General features: G+C 65.1%; 15 protein-coding genes. 3 read left to right on the top strand and 12 right to left on the bottom strand.

Annotated features, from left to right (window positions below):
• Positions 1-12: 12 nt before the first annotated feature.
• The 4 genes from LB547_RS20830 to LB547_RS20845 are packed head-to-tail and all read right to left on the bottom strand — an operon-like array spanning position 13 to position 3,567.
• Entirely contained in the window at positions 13-819 is an 807-nt protein-coding gene (locus LB547_RS20830; RefSeq protein ID WP_140497569.1) for an ABC transporter ATP-binding protein, read from the bottom strand.
• Complete coding sequence (locus LB547_RS20835; RefSeq protein ID WP_140583911.1) at positions 816-1,568, bottom strand: ABC transporter permease; 753 nt, start codon at positions 1,566-1,568, stop codon at positions 816-818. Before LB547_RS20835 ends, LB547_RS20830 begins: the two co-directional genes overlap by 4 nt.
• Entirely contained in the window at positions 1,565-2,335 is a 771-nt protein-coding gene (locus LB547_RS20840) for an ABC transporter permease (protein WP_140663305.1), read from the bottom strand. Before LB547_RS20840 ends, LB547_RS20835 begins: the two co-directional genes overlap by 4 nt.
• A 35-nt stretch (positions 2,336-2,370) precedes the next feature.
• The gene (locus tag LB547_RS20845; protein WP_140555621.1) at positions 2,371-3,567 is read right to left on the bottom strand and encodes a UxaA family hydrolase; all 1,197 of its coding nucleotides are present in this window, start codon (positions 3,565-3,567) and stop codon (positions 2,371-2,373) included.
• Positions 3,568-3,708: 141 nt separating this feature from the next.
• Between LB547_RS20845 and LB547_RS20850 the strand changes: the two genes are divergently transcribed.
• Positions 3,709-4,368, top strand: a complete 660-nt coding sequence (locus tag LB547_RS20850) for a GntR family transcriptional regulator (RefSeq protein ID WP_140497561.1) — start codon at positions 3,709-3,711, stop codon at positions 4,366-4,368.
• Positions 4,365-5,240, top strand: a complete 876-nt coding sequence (locus LB547_RS20855; RefSeq protein ID WP_140763493.1) for an SMP-30/gluconolactonase/LRE family protein — start codon at positions 4,365-4,367, stop codon at positions 5,238-5,240. Before LB547_RS20850 ends, LB547_RS20855 begins: the two co-directional genes overlap by 4 nt.
• Positions 5,241-5,246: 6 nt before the next feature.
• On the opposite strand, the gene LB547_RS20860 is transcribed toward LB547_RS20855, so the two are convergent.
• Both LB547_RS20860 and LB547_RS20865 read right to left on the bottom strand, forming a co-directional pair.
• The gene (locus LB547_RS20860; RefSeq protein WP_224519090.1) at positions 5,247-6,080 is read right to left on the bottom strand and encodes an SDR family NAD(P)-dependent oxidoreductase; all 834 of its coding nucleotides are present in this window, start codon (positions 6,078-6,080) and stop codon (positions 5,247-5,249) included.
• A gap of 197 nt (positions 6,081-6,277) precedes the next feature.
• Positions 6,278-6,958, bottom strand: a complete 681-nt coding sequence (locus LB547_RS20865) for a GntR family transcriptional regulator (protein ID WP_224655938.1) — start codon at positions 6,956-6,958, stop codon at positions 6,278-6,280.
• A 249-nt stretch (positions 6,959-7,207) separates the two neighbouring features.
• Here LB547_RS20865 and LB547_RS20870 point away from each other — a divergent pair, with 249 nt between their 5' ends.
• Positions 7,208-8,704 carry an HAL/PAL/TAL family ammonia-lyase gene (locus LB547_RS20870; protein WP_140514475.1) on the top strand — a complete coding sequence of 499 codons (1,497 nt, stop codon included), beginning with the start codon at positions 7,208-7,210 and terminating at the stop codon, positions 8,702-8,704.
• A gap of 43 nt (positions 8,705-8,747) precedes the next feature.
• On the opposite strand, the gene LB547_RS20875 is transcribed toward LB547_RS20870, so the two are convergent.
• From LB547_RS20875 to LB547_RS20900, 6 genes are all read right to left on the bottom strand, one after another.
• Positions 8,748-9,428 (bottom strand): aspartyl/asparaginyl beta-hydroxylase domain-containing protein, encoded by a 681-nt coding sequence (locus tag LB547_RS20875; protein ID WP_140525094.1) that lies wholly within the window; start codon positions 9,426-9,428, stop codon positions 8,748-8,750.
• A gap of 133 nt (positions 9,429-9,561) precedes the next feature.
• Positions 9,562-9,777: a KTSC domain-containing protein gene (locus tag LB547_RS20880; protein WP_140763496.1), complete on the bottom strand. Its 216-nt coding sequence runs from the start codon at positions 9,775-9,777 to the stop codon at positions 9,562-9,564.
• A 165-nt stretch (positions 9,778-9,942) separates the two neighbouring features.
• Positions 9,943-10,881, bottom strand: a complete 939-nt coding sequence (locus LB547_RS20885) for a sugar ABC transporter substrate-binding protein (RefSeq protein WP_140763499.1) — start codon at positions 10,879-10,881, stop codon at positions 9,943-9,945.
• A 14-nt stretch (positions 10,882-10,895) separates the two neighbouring features.
• On the bottom strand, positions 10,896-11,891 hold the full coding sequence (locus tag LB547_RS20890) for an ABC transporter permease (protein WP_140763523.1): 996 nt from the start codon (positions 11,889-11,891) through the stop codon (positions 10,896-10,898).
• Positions 11,891-12,889: an ABC transporter permease gene (locus LB547_RS20895; protein ID WP_224655940.1), complete on the bottom strand. Its 999-nt coding sequence runs from the start codon at positions 12,887-12,889 to the stop codon at positions 11,891-11,893. Before LB547_RS20895 ends, LB547_RS20890 begins: the two co-directional genes overlap by 1 nt.
• Positions 12,886-14,385: a sugar ABC transporter ATP-binding protein gene (locus LB547_RS20900; RefSeq protein WP_140763502.1), complete on the bottom strand. Its 1,500-nt coding sequence runs from the start codon at positions 14,383-14,385 to the stop codon at positions 12,886-12,888. Before LB547_RS20900 ends, LB547_RS20895 begins: the two co-directional genes overlap by 4 nt.
• Positions 14,386-14,607: the final 222 nt, after the last annotated feature.

Here is a 14,607-nt window from a genome sequence, read left to right on the forward strand (position 1 = left end):
CCTGTTGTCGTTTCAGTTCATCGTTGCGCGGTAAGCCTCTTCGCGGATCAGTTCCCAGATCGATTGGCTGAGCCTGGCGAAATCGCCGGAGCGCCGCGTCTCGTCGCCGCGCGGCCTGGGCAGGTCGATGTCGATGACCTGCTTCAGGCGGCCCGGATGGCTGCTTAGCACCGCGACCCGGTCGGCCAGGAACACCGCCTCGTCTATGGCGTGCGTGATGAAGACGACCGTCCGCCGCTCGGCAGCGGGGCGGTCCTGCCCCCAGATGCGCAGCAATTCGTCTTGCAGGATGACGCGGGTCTGGGCGTCCAGCGCCGCTAGCGGCTCGTCCATCAACAGGATTTCCGGCTCGTTCGCCATCAGGCGCGCCAGTGCCACGCGCTGGCGCATGCCGCCCGATAGCTGGTGCGGGTACTTGTCCTCGGAGCCGGTCAGGCCGACCATTTCGACGGTGCGGTTGACGCGGTCGGCGCGCTGCGCGGGCGAAAGCCCTCGCCCGGCCGGCCCATAGATCAATCCGAACTCGACATTGCCGCGCACGGTGCGCCAGGGAAACAGGGCATAGTCCTGGAACATCACGCCGCGTTCGGCCCCCGGTCCTTCGATCGGCCTGCCGTTCAGGCTCATCGTACCCGACGTCGGCCTGTCGAGGCCGGCGAGCATGTTGAGAACGGTCGTCTTGCCGCATCCGGACGGGCCGACGATAGCCATGAACTCGCCGGCCTTGATGTCCAGCGACAGGCTGTCGACCGCCACCACGGACGCAGATTCCCCGAAGCATTTGCTGACGCCGTCGAGGCGGATCTTGGCATCGCTCATGGCTGGCTCCACGGCACGGCGAAGGCGAGTGCGGCACGCAGGATGCGGTCGAGCGCGAAGGCCACGATGCCGACCGCGATCATGCAGACCACCATGCCGTTGAGGTTGATCGAGTAGGCGTAGAAGACGAACATCATCTGGCCGATGCCGCCGCTGCTGCCGGACTTGGCGCCGACCGCGAGCTCGGCGGCAATGATCGCCGTCCAGGCGATGCCGAGGCCGATGCGCATGCCGACCAGAATGGATGGCAAGGCGGCCGGCAGCAGCACCACCCGCATCCGCGTCAGCGGCGCCAGCCCCATGGTCAGCGCGGCGCGCATCAGACTGGGCTCGATACGCTTCACGCCCGAGATGGTGTTGATCAGGATCGGGAAGAAGGCGGCATAGGCAACGATGGCGACAGCTGCCCCGGAGCCCGAGCCCAACCAGAGGATAACCAGGGGCAGGATGGCAAGTGCCGCTATCGGCCGGAAGGTCTCGACCAGCGGATCGAGATTGCGCTCGACGGCCGGCATGCTGCCCATGGCGATGCCAAGCGGGATCGCCAACAGGGCCGCCGCCGCGAAGCCGGCGAAGACCCGTCCGAGGCTGGTGGCGAGACCGGCCACGAGATCGCCGTCGCGCAGCATGGAAATGGCCGTTTCGGCCACCGTGCTGGGGCGTGGCGCCTGGGCGGAGCCGGACGCGAGAGCTTCCCAGACGACCAGCAGCAGCACGGGAACGATGAGGCGAAGCGCAAACCTGTTCATCGCGCCACCTCCGTCCGCGCCCACGGAGTCAAGACATCAGAGAGCCAGCGCAACCCCTTGTCCGTCAGGAAGCCGAGCAGGCCGATGGCGACGATGAAAGCCATCACCGTCGGCGTCGACAGCATGCTGCGGTAGTATTCGATGGCGTAGCCGAGGCCGTTCGGCGCTCCTACCAGTTCGGCAGCGACGACGGCGGTCCACGAGGCCGCCACCGCAAGCCGTGCCGAGACCAGGATCGCCGGCAGCGCCGCCGGAACGATGACGCGCCGCATGATCGCCCGCCCAGACAGGCCCATCGTGCTGGCCGCCGCGACGAGCCGCCTGTCGACGGCGGCGGCGCCCGCGGCGGTGCCGATCAGCAGCGGGAAGAAGGCGGTATAGAACATGATGAACAGCGGCAGCCGATGGCCGATGCCGAACATGTAGAGCGCAAGCGGTATCCATGCGATGCCGGCTATCGGCCGCAGGATCTCCACCGGCAGTTCGAGCAGATCGTTCCAGAGCCAGCTGCGGCCCATCAGCAGCCCGAGCGGCACCGCCACCGCCGCGGCAGCCGCGACGCTTACCAGCAGACGGGCCAGACTGATCCCTGCATTGCCGAGCAGTTCGCCGTTGAGGGCCGTATCGCGCAGCGCAAGCGCAACCGCGACCGGCGACGGCAAGAGCAGCTTCGAAGGCACGAAGAACGAGCCGACATACCAGGCAAGGACGAACAGGCCCATCGTGCGCAAATACACGAACAGGCTGGTCAGGCGCGCAAAGCGCATTGTCCTTTGGCCGGCATCGTTCGAGGAGATAGCCGTCACAACGAGCCCCGCACGCGGGTCGGAACTTCGAGCCCTTCCCCCAAAATCTCGCCGAAGGTGAGGGTGCCGCCGGCGACATCGAGGATGGTCGCCAGCAGCCGGTTCGCCGCTTCGGCGACGGTTTCGATCCCCTCCGAAACCGGGCTGGCGTCGAAATCGATCTGCTCAGGCAGCCGGCGAGCCGTCTCGCGCCGCGCCGTGATCTTGATCGTCGGCGCGAGCGCGCTCGCGGTGCTGTTGCCTGGCCCGGTTGTGAACAGCATGATCTGGGCACCGGCCGCGGCGAAGCCTGTCATCGATTCCGGCGAGAAGGACGGGCCGTCCATGAGGTAAAGGCCGCCGGCGGTGACCGGCTCGGCCATGCCGAGCACGCCGTCGATGCGGCAAGTTCCCGTCTTGGCCAGGGCACCGAGGGACTTCTCCTCGATCGTGCTCAACCCGCCGCGTATATTCTCCTCGCCCGGATTGTTGCCGGTCAGGCTGTGGCCGGAAGCGGCGGCGAAGCGTTCCTTGCGCTCCACGGCCTGCAGGATCTGTCGTGCCACCGTTGCATCGCGAGCGCGCGCCGCGAGTATATGTTCTGCCCCCAGCCACTCGACGGTCTCACCGACAATGACGGTGCCGCCATGCGAAACCAGAAGATCGACCGCGGCCCCCACGACCGGATTGCTGACCAGACCCGACGTCGCGTCGGAATGGCCGCATTCGATGCCGACCACCAGCTGCGCGCCGGGCAAGTTCTCGCGCCGGATCCGCGAAGCCTCGCGCAGCAACGCCGCGCCGCGCCTGATGCCCTCGCCCATGACCGACAGCATGTCCTCATGCTGCTCGGCGAAAGAAACGCTGGCGACCGGCTTGCCGCAAGCCGAAATGCGGGCCGCGACCATCTCGGTCGTCGCCGAATCCACTCCGACCACCAGAACGGCGGCGGCGTTCGGATTGCGGCCGAGACCGACAAGTTGATCAAGGTGCAGGCCGAGGTCCGGCTCGATGTGCCCCCTGCCCGCGCTCGTCGCGGCCAGAAGCGCGCCTTCGAGACCCGCCGTGATTCGCTCGCTGACACGCAGCGCCAAACCATTGATGCACAGGATCAGCACATAATTGCGGATTCCGGCGCGGCCATCGGCGCGCCTGTAGCCACTGAATGGCGGCAGGCCGTCGATTTTGTCGGCACCGGAGGCAGGCAGTGGCATTGGCGTTTCCAAACCGTCGCGAGCGTGGCAATCTCTTCAAATCTCAATATTTGATCAAATGTCGCCTTGGCAAGGGCAAAATTGACTTCTTTCGATCGCCGTGCGAGCAATATTTGCTCAAATCAGGGTAGGCTTGGATGCATGGCGCGTATTCCCGACGTTCAGAAGCTTCTTCGTGACGACATCGTTTCCGGAGCCATTCCATTCGGGGCAAGGCTAAGGATCGACGATCTCGCCGGCCGTTATGGCGTAAGCCACATGCCGGTCCGCGAGGCCTTGCGCGCCTTGAGCGGCACGGGACTGGTCGTGCTGGAACCCAATCGCGGCGCCAGCGTCAGGACGGTCCACATGTCGTTTGTGATCGACCTGTTCGATATCCGCAGCGCCGTCGAAACGATGCTGGCACGGCGCGCCAGCGAAAGGCGCACCGCCGAGCACCTGCGCGATCTGAAGGCCGCGCAGGACATGCTTGAGCAAAGAGTGGCCAGCGACGACTTCCTTGCCGTCCCGCATGCCAACAACATCTTTCACGGCGTCATCAACGAGGCGGCCGGCAATCCGGGCGCGCTGTCGATGGTGGACCGCAACTGGCTGCTGGTGGCGGCGATCTGGCAACGCTACGGCTATGACGAGGGGCGCTTCCATGGCGTCATCGACGACCATCGCCATATCATCCGGGCCATAGAGCGCCAGGATGCCGGCTCGGCGGCGACCTTGATGGGCGCGCATATCGAAAAGGCCAAACACGACCTCCTGGCGCGCATCGCCGTCGATCCCAAACCCGATATCGGCCGGCAATGACGGCCCGGTTCGAGGTTGCGGCGTCAACGGCCGACACGCTCGGCGAATCGCCGACATGGCTGGCGCGGGACGGAGAGCTGTTCTGGGTCGATCTACGGCGTCCTTGCCTGCACAGGCTGCGGCCCGAGACCGGAGCGGTGACATCGTGGCCGATGCCTGAGGTCATCGGCTCGGTGGTTGCACGAGCATCGGGCGGAGTCGTCGTGGCCTTGCGGCAAGGTCTCCACGCATTCGATCCCGCCAGCGGCGCACTGAGCCTGCTGGCGCGCGTGGAGGATGGGCCGCCCGAGCATCGGCTGAACGACATGAAGTGCGATCCTGGCGGCGGCATAATCTGCGGCAGTATGTGGGACTATGGGCTGCATGCGTCCGGGGCGCTCTACCGGATCGAGGTCGCCGGAAGTTCGAGCCGGATCCGCGACAGGATCGCCGTGCCCAATGCGATCGCCTTTGCCCCGGATGGCCGCACCGTCTACTTCACGGATACGCGGCAAGGTGACATAGAGCGGGCGGATTTCGACCCGGCGAGCGGATTTGTGGGGCCGTGGTCCCTGTTCGCCGACCGGCACGCGGCGCCTGGAAAGCCCGACGGCGCCACCGTCGATGCGGACGGCTTCCTCTGGAATGCGCGCTACCAAGGCGGCTCGCTGGCGCGGTTCGCGCCCGATGGCCGGCTCGACAGGCTGGTCCCTCTGCCAGTCACTCAGCCGACCTCCTGCGCCTTCGGCGGTCCAGGCCTGAAGACACTGTACGTGACGACCGCAACGCAGAAGCTGACGGAGGATCAACTGGCCAACGAGCCCCTGGCGGGTTGCCTGCTTGCACTCGACGTCGGCATGGCGGGACTGCCGGAGCCGGCTTTTGCCGGTTAATCTCGGCTATTGCCAGCCGAGATGGCGGCCACCCGTCGCCTGCAGGTCCGCCCCGGTGATGAAGCTGCCGGCGTCGGAGCAAAGCAGCAACGCCGCTCCCGCCATCTCGCGCGCCTCGCCGGCCCGCTGCATCGGCGCGGACCCCTTCTGGATCTCCGCCCATTTGGCCGCGTCCTCGCGGCGCCAGCGATTGCGCTCGGTAACGACAAGCCCGGGCGACAGGTTGTTGATCGTCACCCCGTGTGGCGCATAATCCTTGGCAAGGTTGAATGACAGATTGTGCTGCGCGCTCTTCAGCGCGGCATAGACGGCGAGATCGGATTCGGGCCGCGTCTGGTTGATGCTGCCGATCGTCAGCACACGGCCCCAGCCATTGTCCTTCATGCCGGGCAAGGCGGCCTGCAGCAATTCGATCGTCGCCTTGAAGTTGATCTGGATCTGGTGCTCGATCTGCTCGGCGGGTAGATCGAGGAAAGGCGTGCGGTACTGGATCGAGGCGCAGACGACAAGCACGTCGACACCACCCAACGCCTCGATCGCCGCCTGGACACAGCGAGCCGCCTCTCCGGCCCGAGCGAAATCAGCATCGATGGCGACGCCGCGCCTGCCCTTCCCGCGAATTTCACGGACAGCTTCGGCGGCCGCATCCGGCTGCCCGAATGCCACGTCGGCGTCGCGAGCGAAATGGACGGCCACATCGGCGCCCGCCTCGGCAAAAACCCGCACGATCTCACGGCCGATGCTGACGCTGCCGCCGGTCACCAAGGCGCGCCGGCCAGCCATCGTGAAGCGCTCGGCAAGAGCCAGCGCATTCTGGATGTCGATCTCTTCCTTTTGCACCGTCAATAGCCCAGCCTTTCCAATTTGATCACACTTTTATTTGGAGTGCTCTTCAAAACGTATTTTCAGGGAGAAATCCAGAACCAATTCTTCCATTTGATCAAATCAGGCAGGCTGAAAAGCAGCGTCCCTGGCGGCAGCGGCTAGACGAAGGCGTACAGCCCGTCACGCGCGCCCATCGGAATTGGACAAAGATTCTAAGATTTTCGCGACAGACCGTCGCCTTCTATGGCGTTGACCAGTGTCTCGCTGCCTTGGCGCAGATGCTGCGTCAAAACGCTGACGGCCTCGCCGGCGTCGCGTCGCCGGCAAGCGGCCAAGAGGTCGCGATGCTCCGTCTGCGAGCGGGCGCGGTAGTCGAGGTTCGACAACAGGATACGGACGTAGCGGTCGGCCGCATTATGGTGCGCCTCGATCAGGCCGAGCAACCGGCGATTGCCGCAGGCGTCATAAAGCGCCAGATGAAAGGCCCGGTTCAGCACGCCCCACCTGCCGACATTGCGCTCGGCATCGATCTGATCGAGCACCTGTTCGGCCTCGTCCAGCTTGCCGCCGGGCAGGCCGGGAATGGAGAGCCGCAGTGCCTCGCACTCGAGCAGTTCGCGCACGGCATAGATCTCTCGGATCTCGTCGCCGTCCATTCTGGCGACGTGCGCACCCTTTGTCGGGTGGATGGACACGATGCCTTCGGCCTCGAGCTGACGAAGCGCGTCCCGGATAGGCATCCGGCTGAAGCCAAACTGCTCGGCCAGATCATCCTGGCGCAACGTCGTGCCGGCCTTCAGGGTCCCGCTGGCAATGGCCTCGCGCAAGACATTGGCGACCTGCTCGGCAACCGTTTGCGGCCTCTCGATCAAGCCTTCGCCAAATCCGCGCAATCCATGCTCCCATTTCACGTATCGTCAGCTTAGGGGAAAGCTTCATTCTCGGATATAGGTATCCATGTGTACGAGAAGAGTTGCAAGCCGGCGGCGATGCGCCCGGCATGGACGCGAGATCGCCGCGGCGAAACCTTCGGAACGGGAATGGCTTGCAGTTTGGCCCGCGGAAACAGCAAAACCGGCAGCCGCCAGCCGCATGCGGTGAGGCCCGCGCGGCATTGGCGGCAGCGATCATGGGGGCAGGATATGACACTCAGAATGGTAGTGCTTGACGGCAAGCCGCTCAGTGCGGCTGATGTGGCCGAGGTCGCACGGCGCAACGCCCGCCTCGAGTTGGGCGGTCAGGCGATGCGCCGCATCCGCGAGAGCCGTGCGCTCATCGAGCATCTCACGCAACTTGGCAAGCCCATGTATGGCGTCACCACCGGTCTCGGTGCGTGCGTGGATACGCCGCTTGCGCAGGCCGACCTGATCGCGTTCCAGCATAGCGTACCGCTCAGCCACAGTATGGGCATCGGCCCCGCCCTTCCGACGGAGGCCGTGCGGGCGCTTATGGCCGCAAGGATTTCAGGCATGGCGGCCGGCGGCACCGGCACCTCCGAACATGTGGTCATGGGCCTTGTGGCGGCACTTAACGCCGGGGTTCATCCGGTGATCCCCAGTTGGGGATCGATCGGGGCGGCGGACCTTGCCGCCCTCGGGCATATGGCAAGGGCGCTGCGCGGCGACGGCGAAGCGGAGTTCCAGGGCAAGATCATGCCGTCCGCCGAGGCGCTGGCTCTCGCCGGGCTCGAACCACTCAACCTGCGCGAGAAGGACGGCCACGCCATCATCGTCGCGAACAGCCTTTCGACCGGAACGGCATGCCTGTGCCTGGAAGACGTCGCCCATCTCATCGACTGGTCGCTGGCTGCCGTGGCCCTCAATTATGAGGCATTCCGCTCATCCGTCAGCGCAATCAGCGAGGAGGCGCTGTCAGCCCGCCCGGCATTCGGCCAGCGCGAGATCGGCGCGCGTCTGCGGGCGGAACTGGCGGGAAGCGGCCTGTGGGAGGACAACGCCGCGCGGCGTCTCCAGGACCCGCTCAGCTATCGCTGCGTGCCGCAAGTGTGGGGCGGCCTGCTGCATGCGTTCGAACAGGCGAAGCTGGCGACGGAGATCGAACTGGCCCATTCGGGCGACAACCCGGTTATCCTGCCGGAGATCGAGCGGGTCGTCTCGAACGGCAACTTCGACCTGACGGCGATGACGCTGGCCTGGGAACAGCTCGGCCAGGCGCTTGCGCATTGCGCGGTCGGCACCGCCAACCGTTGCATGAAGCTGATGTCGCCGATAACGGCGGAGCTGCCGCGCTTCCTGTCGGCCAGGGGTGGGAGCCGCCAGGGCTACGCGGAGCTGCAGAAACCGCTTGCCGCGCTGGAAGTCGAGATCCGGCACCTCGCCAACCCGATGTCGCTCAGCCCGCTTGCCGTTTCGGACGGCATCGAGGATCAGTCGTCGATGGCCCCGCGCGTGGTGGCCAAGACAGCCGAGATCGTCGAGCGGCTGCGTTATCTCGTTGCGATGGAACTGATCTTTGCGGCTACGGGGGTAGAATTGCGCGGTGTCGTCGACGGCATGGGCGACGGACCGCAGCGCACCTTCGCCGCCGTGCGCTCCCTTGTCAGCCCGCTTGACGACGACCGCGAAATGAGCACGGACATGACACGGATCGCACGGATGGTGGCGGGCCCACGCGACTGACGCGCCAAGGCGCTCGGCGAGCCCATGGCCCGCGAGCCTCTCCTCACGCAGAAAAGGACACGCCTCTGCGGCGCATGCCTGCCTGCACGCCGTGGACGATCAGGCGTGACAGGATTTCCATGTCGCGCGGCATTCGTGGACGCCAGATATCCAAAAGCAGGGCCACGCGAGGCTTGTCGGCGTTGTTTGTCACTTCGTGAGGGAACGTGTCGTCCCACAACAGACACTCGCCGTCGGCGATCCGCCTCTCCTGATGATTGATCATCATGACCGTCGCCGGACGACCATCTGCCTGTCGAGGGATTACCAGGCCGAGATGGAACCTCATTATGCCTCTGAAAGGGCCGCGATGGCTGGGAATGTGCTTGCCCGGAGCCAGGAAAGAGATCGCCGCCGACTTCACCTCAGGGCATTCTGCAAGCAGCCGGTCGAGGACCGGCATTCGCGCGAGGTTTTGCGGAACCGCGACATCGTAGGCCTTGAGCACGAACATACGCCAGTCGCGACCGTCATTGGCCGAGATGTCGGCCTGTTCAGGCATGATGTCGTGGAAGCGGGGCGCCTTGCCCACGGCAAGCGCTTCGTCGCGGATGGCCTGCCAGGCGGCCGTGAACTTGGTCGCGTTTGGAAATTCGCTGGCGGTATCGAGGATCGCCGGCGCGTCGATGCGCTTTTCGTAGATCCGCCGCACCAGACCGGATGCAAGATCGTAAACTTGAGACATTTCATGGCCTCGAGGACATCATGAAACGAATATCCGGCAATTAAGTTGCTGATCTTGTTCGGCGTATGCCTGTCGGCACGAATTCGTGACCGACGAACAGTCCCGCGATACCGCGCTTTGTTGCTGGCGTGCGTCAGCGTTCAGGGGCGCGTTCGACCAGATGAAACCTGTAGCGATCCCGTATGAATTCATTGAAGAAGCGCCCCTTGGAAGAGGCGGCTTTGAAGGCAGCGTAGGTCTCGGGCTCCACGTCTTCGTAGTCATAGCGGTTTCCGCTCGGCACGAACCAGACCGAGAGCACCCTGGTGGCGAAATGGTACTGTGTGCTGCGGATGGCCGTAGAAGGCATTGGCGTTCTCCCGGATGGATAATCCGGGGCGCAAACGGAAGTTCCAACTGTGCCGGGCAGCCCTGGCCGACAGGCCTTTCCATTCGGGAGCAGCGCAGCCGGATCGTCCGTCCGCGCCAGGAGATGAAGGAGCCGGCCCGCTTCTGCCGAGCCGGCCCCAAGGGATCAGAACGCCGGCTCGACCGCGTTGACATTGTCCTTGGTGACGACCGTCAGCGGGATCGGCAAACGGTCCTTGACCTCCTTGCCGTCCATGATCTCCGCCATGGTGTTGATCGCCAAGCGGCCGTCCTCGACCGGCGACTGCACGATGGTGGAGTACATTTCGTTGGTGCGGATCGATTCGAACGCGTCCTTCTGGCCGTTGATGCCGACGATCGGCGGTGCCGCCTTGGACGGATTGGCCTCCTTCCAGGCGTCGATGAAGCCGCGCGCCATGGTGTCGTCATTGGCATAGACGCCGCTGATCTGGTCGCCGAAACGGGTGATCAGGTCGCGGCTGACCACCAGCGCCTTCTGCTGGTCGAAATCGGCATTGACCGTATCGAGCACCTTGATGTCGGCGCTGGTTTCCTTGAGACGATCGGTGAAGCCGCCGACGCGGCCGATCGTCGTGCCGTTGCCGGCCTGGCCGGCGATGATGACGACGGAACCCTTGCCGCCAAGCGCCTTGCTGAGCGAGTCGGCCGCAAGCTTGCCTTCCTCGTAAACGTCGGGCCCGGTGAACGACTTGATGAACGGCTTGGCATCGTCGCTCATCGGCGAGTTGATGAGGATCGCGGGAATGTTCGCCTGCTGTGCGCGGGCGAGGCCCGGTATGTAGGCCTGCGGGTCGAGCGGCCACAGGATGATGCCGTCAACCCTGCGCGCGACGCAGGTGTTGAGCTGCTCGGTGCCCTTCTGGACGTCGAAATCCTGGCTGAGGCTCAGGATCTCGATGCCGAGCTCGCCGGCGCGCGCCTGGAGCGCCTTGTTGGCCGGCGTCGCATAGGCATGCGAATCCGCGGCCGTGACGTAGCAGACCGTCTTTGCACTGGCCCAGCCCGTCGAGGCCAGTATTACCGCCATGGCGGTAATGTGGAGCATGCTTTTCTTGCCAACCATAGGTTTCCTCCCGATCATGTATTTCCTCCTTGAGTGATTGGATTGTCGCGAATGAGCGCGGGGCCTGTGCCCGGCGCCCTCCCCTTGGTAGTCACGGCCCGATCGAGCACGACGAGCAGGATCAGGATAAGCCCCGACACGACCTGCTGGACGTATGCGGGAACGGATTGGAACTCCATCGCGATGGTCAGCGAGCCGATCGTCAGCACGCCGCCAAGCGTGCCGAGCGCGGATCCCTTGCCGCCTTCGAGGCGGGTTCCGCCGACCACGACCGCGGCAATGACGGCGACCGTCAGTTCCGAGCCGAAGACGGGCGAACCGGTGTTGGTGACGAGGCTCTGGAGAACGCCTGCGAGACCGGCGAGCGTCCCGGCGAAGACGAAGCCCAGAAAAACGATGCGATCGGAAGCGATGCCGCTCTCCTTGGCTGCCGCCGGATTGGACCCCACCGCAAAGACATTTCGGCCCGGTATTGTACGCGTCAGCCAGACATGCAGCAGCACGATCAGAACGATGAACAGCGCACTGCGGATGGTGAAGATTTCGAGATGGATCTTGGCGAACGCCAGTGAAAGCATGATGTCGGTGCCGGTCACCGGCTGGCTGTTGGTGATCCAATGCGCGAGCGAGCGGAAGATCAGCATCGTCGCCAGCGTCAGCACCAGCGAGTTCACCTTCAGCCCGACGACCAGCGCGCCGTTGATGGCGCCTGCCAGCATGCCGACCAGGATACCGACAAGTGTGGCAGGCAGGATGCCGATCTCGCGCTGCAGGATGACCGACATGATCCCCGCCAGCGCGAACACCGCGCCGCCGGAGAGGTCGATCTGGCCGGCGACCAGAAGCACCGTAAGTCCAATGGCGATCAGGCCGATCGTCGCCGCCCGGTCGAGGCCGAGTCCGAGGGTCGATGCGGAGAAATAACCCGGAACCGCCAAGGCGGAAATGATCAGCGTCAGGCCGAGGATGATCACCACCCTGTGCCGCGAGGCAAGCGCCAGGAACCTCATCACGCCACCCCCCTCTTGCGCAATGCCGCGTCCATGCCGACGGCGCCGACGATCAGGATGCCGAGGACAAAACCCTGGATCGGCGTGCGCACGCCGTCGAGCACCATGACGTTGGTCAGAAGCTGCACGAAGATCAGGCCCGCGATCGCCCTCGGCACCGAGCCGAAACCGCCGATGATCGACACGCCGCCGACCACGACCGCGGTGATGGCGCTGAACTCGTAGCCGGCGCCGATCAGCGGCCGCGCGCTTTGCAAGGTCAGGCCCAGCAGGCCGCCGCTGACGCCCGAAGCCAACGCCGTGATCACGAACGCACCGGCCTTCACTGCCTCCACCGGCACCGCGCTCGCCTCGGCGGCGCTGTAATTGCCGCCCGTGGCGAGCGTCCACCTGCCCCAGAAGGAGCGCGAGAGGACGAAATGGCCTATGAGAGCGATCAACAGGAAAATCAGCACCGCGACCGGGACGCCGAAGAGCCGGCCCTTGGCGAATTCGGCCGAAGCGGGATTGTTGCCATAGACGATGACGCCGCCGACGGCCGCCTGCACGATGCCCAACCCGATGGTGCCGATGCCGAGCGTAGCGATGATGGGATTGATACCGACATAGCCGACCAGCACGCCGTTGAGCAGGCCGATAAGGCCCGCAAGCGCCACCGCCAGGACGAAGGCAGGAACCGGCCCGATCATTGGCTGCAGCCCGAGCGAAAGGATGGCCCCGCAGGCGATGGTGGCCGGCACCGACAGGTCGGCCAAGCCGCCTGCCACAAGCACGAAAGTCATGCCGACGACGACGATGCCGACAATGGACATCGAGGTCAGGACGTTGAGCAGATTGCCCGTGGTGAAGAAGGCGGGGCTGACGAATGAGCCGTAGAGCATCACTGCAAGGATGGCAAAGCCAAGCCCCGCCTTGGACAGGACATCGGCAAGCCTGCTGCCGCGCGTGAAGCGGTCATTGCGGTTCGCCCCGCTGGTCTCCATGGCCGCATCAGTCATGCCGCCTCCCCCGTCGCCAGCGCCATGATGCGCTCCTCGCTCAGTTCGGCGCGGGCGAGCGGCTCCGATGCGCGGCCGTCGCGCATCACAACGACGCGATCGCAGACGCCGAGGATTTCGGGGAGTTCCGACGAGATCATCACCACCGCCATGCCGTCGGCGACAAGCCGGCCGATGATGCTGTGGATTTCGGCCTTGGCGCCGACGTCGACGCCGCGCGTCGGCTCGTCGAGGACGAGCACGGAGGGCTTGGCCGCGAGCCATTTGGCGATGACCGCCTTCTGCTGGTTGCCTCCCGACAACAGGTTGATGCGCCGCTCCCCGTCGGGCGGCGAAATGGAAAACTGCTTCACATAGGTCGCCGCCAGCGAACGGTCGGCGCTGCGCCTGATGCGGCCGAAGCTGGTCAGACGCCGCAATATCGGCAGGCTGATGTTCTCGCGGACCGACATGCCCGGAACGATGCCGTCGCCCTTGCGGTCCTCGGGGACGTAGGCGATCCCGGCTCGCACCGCCTCGGAAGGAGAGTTGATGGCGACCTTGCGCCCGTTGACGCTGACCGTTCCCTCCACCAGCCGCGACAGGCCGAAGATGGCGCGCGCTACCTCGGTGCGCCCCGCCCCGACCAGTCCGGTCAAGCCCAGTATCTCGCCGGCGCGCACATCGAAGCTGACATCGCGGAAATGCGCCCCGTCGCCGATGCGTTCGACACGCAGCACGGACTTGCCGATCGCGGCCGGGCTTTTCGGGAACACGTTGGCGACCTCGCGGCCGACCATCAGCCTGATCATCTCGGCCGCGGTTATGCCGTCGATCGGACGGGTCTCGATCATTGAGCCGTCGCGCAGCACGGTCACCTCGTCGGCGATCTCGAGAACCTCCTTCAGCCTATGGCTGATGTAGACGATGGCGATGCCGTCATCGCGCATCTTGCGAAGGATCCGGAACAGCGCCGCGGTTTCGTGCTCGCTCAGGCTCGATGTCGGCTCGTCCAGCACGATGATCCTGGGCTGCGCCGCGTAGGCCTTGGCGATCTCGACCAGTTGCTGCTGGCTGATCGACAGGTCGCCGAGCCGCGCGCGCGGGTTGATGGCCGCGCCCAGCTCGTGGAGGACGGCGGCGGCCTTCCTGACCATTTCGCCCTTGTGCAGCCAGCTCCATTTGCCGGGCATGCGGCCGAGATAGACGTTCTCCGCGACGGTCAGGTCGGGAACAAGATTGATCTCCTGGTGCACCATGCGAATGCCGAGCGCCTGGGCGTCGGCGGGACGCCGCATGGGCACTTCGGCGCCGCCGACGAGGATCGTGCCGGCGGTCGGAGCGTAGGATCCGTTGAGCACCTTCATCAGCGTCGACTTGCCGGCGCCATTCTCGCCGACGACCGCATGGACGGTGCCGAACCGGACGGCGAAATTGACGTTCGACAGGGCCTTCACGCCGGGAAAAGTCTTGGAGATGCCTCTCATGTCCAGGGCACAATCGGCGGCGGCACTCATCTAGGCTTGGTCCTTCCTGGTAGCATGCAGGCAGCGTTATGTTAGTATAATGCACTTCCAGGCACGGTTCGGCCCACCTCGAGCCGGCCCGAAGGCCCCTTTCAGCGCATCCGCACCAGGCACTTCACCATAGGCTGAAAATCACGCAACGGGCGGCACTATTGCACTAATATAATAGTTCTGGCAAGCTGGATCTGACCGCTCCCGTCACTGGCGTCGGAT

Origin of the sequence: Mesorhizobium sp. B264B1B (assembly GCF_020165765.1) — a bacterium.
Classification (GTDB): Bacteria; Pseudomonadota; Alphaproteobacteria; order Rhizobiales; family Rhizobiaceae; genus Mesorhizobium.

Bases quoted from the DNA above. Each gene is read 5' to 3' on its own strand.
- LB547_RS20900 (WP_140763502.1), bottom strand. From the start codon at position 14,385: ATGAGTGCCGCCGCCGATTGTGCCCTGGACATGAGAGGCATCTCCAAG.
- LB547_RS20890 (WP_140763523.1), bottom strand. From the start codon at position 11,891: ATGAGGTTCCTGGCGCTTGCCTCGCGGCACAGGGTGGTGATCATCCTC.
- LB547_RS20835 (WP_140583911.1), bottom strand. From the start codon at position 1,568: ATGAACAGGTTTGCGCTTCGCCTCATCGTTCCCGTGCTGCTGCTGGTC.
- LB547_RS20885 (WP_140763499.1), bottom strand. From the start codon at position 10,881: ATGGTTGGCAAGAAAAGCATGCTCCACATTACCGCCATGGCGGTAATA.
- LB547_RS20875 (WP_140525094.1), bottom strand. From the start codon at position 9,428: ATGTCTCAAGTTTACGATCTTGCATCCGGTCTGGTGCGGCGGATCTAC.
- LB547_RS20870 (WP_140514475.1), top strand. From the start codon at position 7,208: ATGACACTCAGAATGGTAGTGCTTGACGGCAAGCCGCTCAGTGCGGCT.
- LB547_RS20895 (WP_224655940.1), bottom strand. From the start codon at position 12,889: ATGACTGATGCGGCCATGGAGACCAGCGGGGCGAACCGCAATGACCGC.
- LB547_RS20845 (WP_140555621.1), bottom strand. From the start codon at position 3,567: ATGCCACTGCCTGCCTCCGGTGCCGACAAAATCGACGGCCTGCCGCCA.
- LB547_RS20855 (WP_140763493.1), top strand. From the start codon at position 4,365: ATGACGGCCCGGTTCGAGGTTGCGGCGTCAACGGCCGACACGCTCGGC.
- LB547_RS20830 (WP_140497569.1), bottom strand. From the start codon at position 819: ATGAGCGATGCCAAGATCCGCCTCGACGGCGTCAGCAAATGCTTCGGG.
- LB547_RS20850 (WP_140497561.1), top strand. From the start codon at position 3,709: ATGGCGCGTATTCCCGACGTTCAGAAGCTTCTTCGTGACGACATCGTT.
- LB547_RS20880 (WP_140763496.1), bottom strand. From the start codon at position 9,777: ATGCCTTCTACGGCCATCCGCAGCACACAGTACCATTTCGCCACCAGG.
- LB547_RS20840 (WP_140663305.1), bottom strand. From the start codon at position 2,335: ATGCGCTTTGCGCGCCTGACCAGCCTGTTCGTGTATTTGCGCACGATG.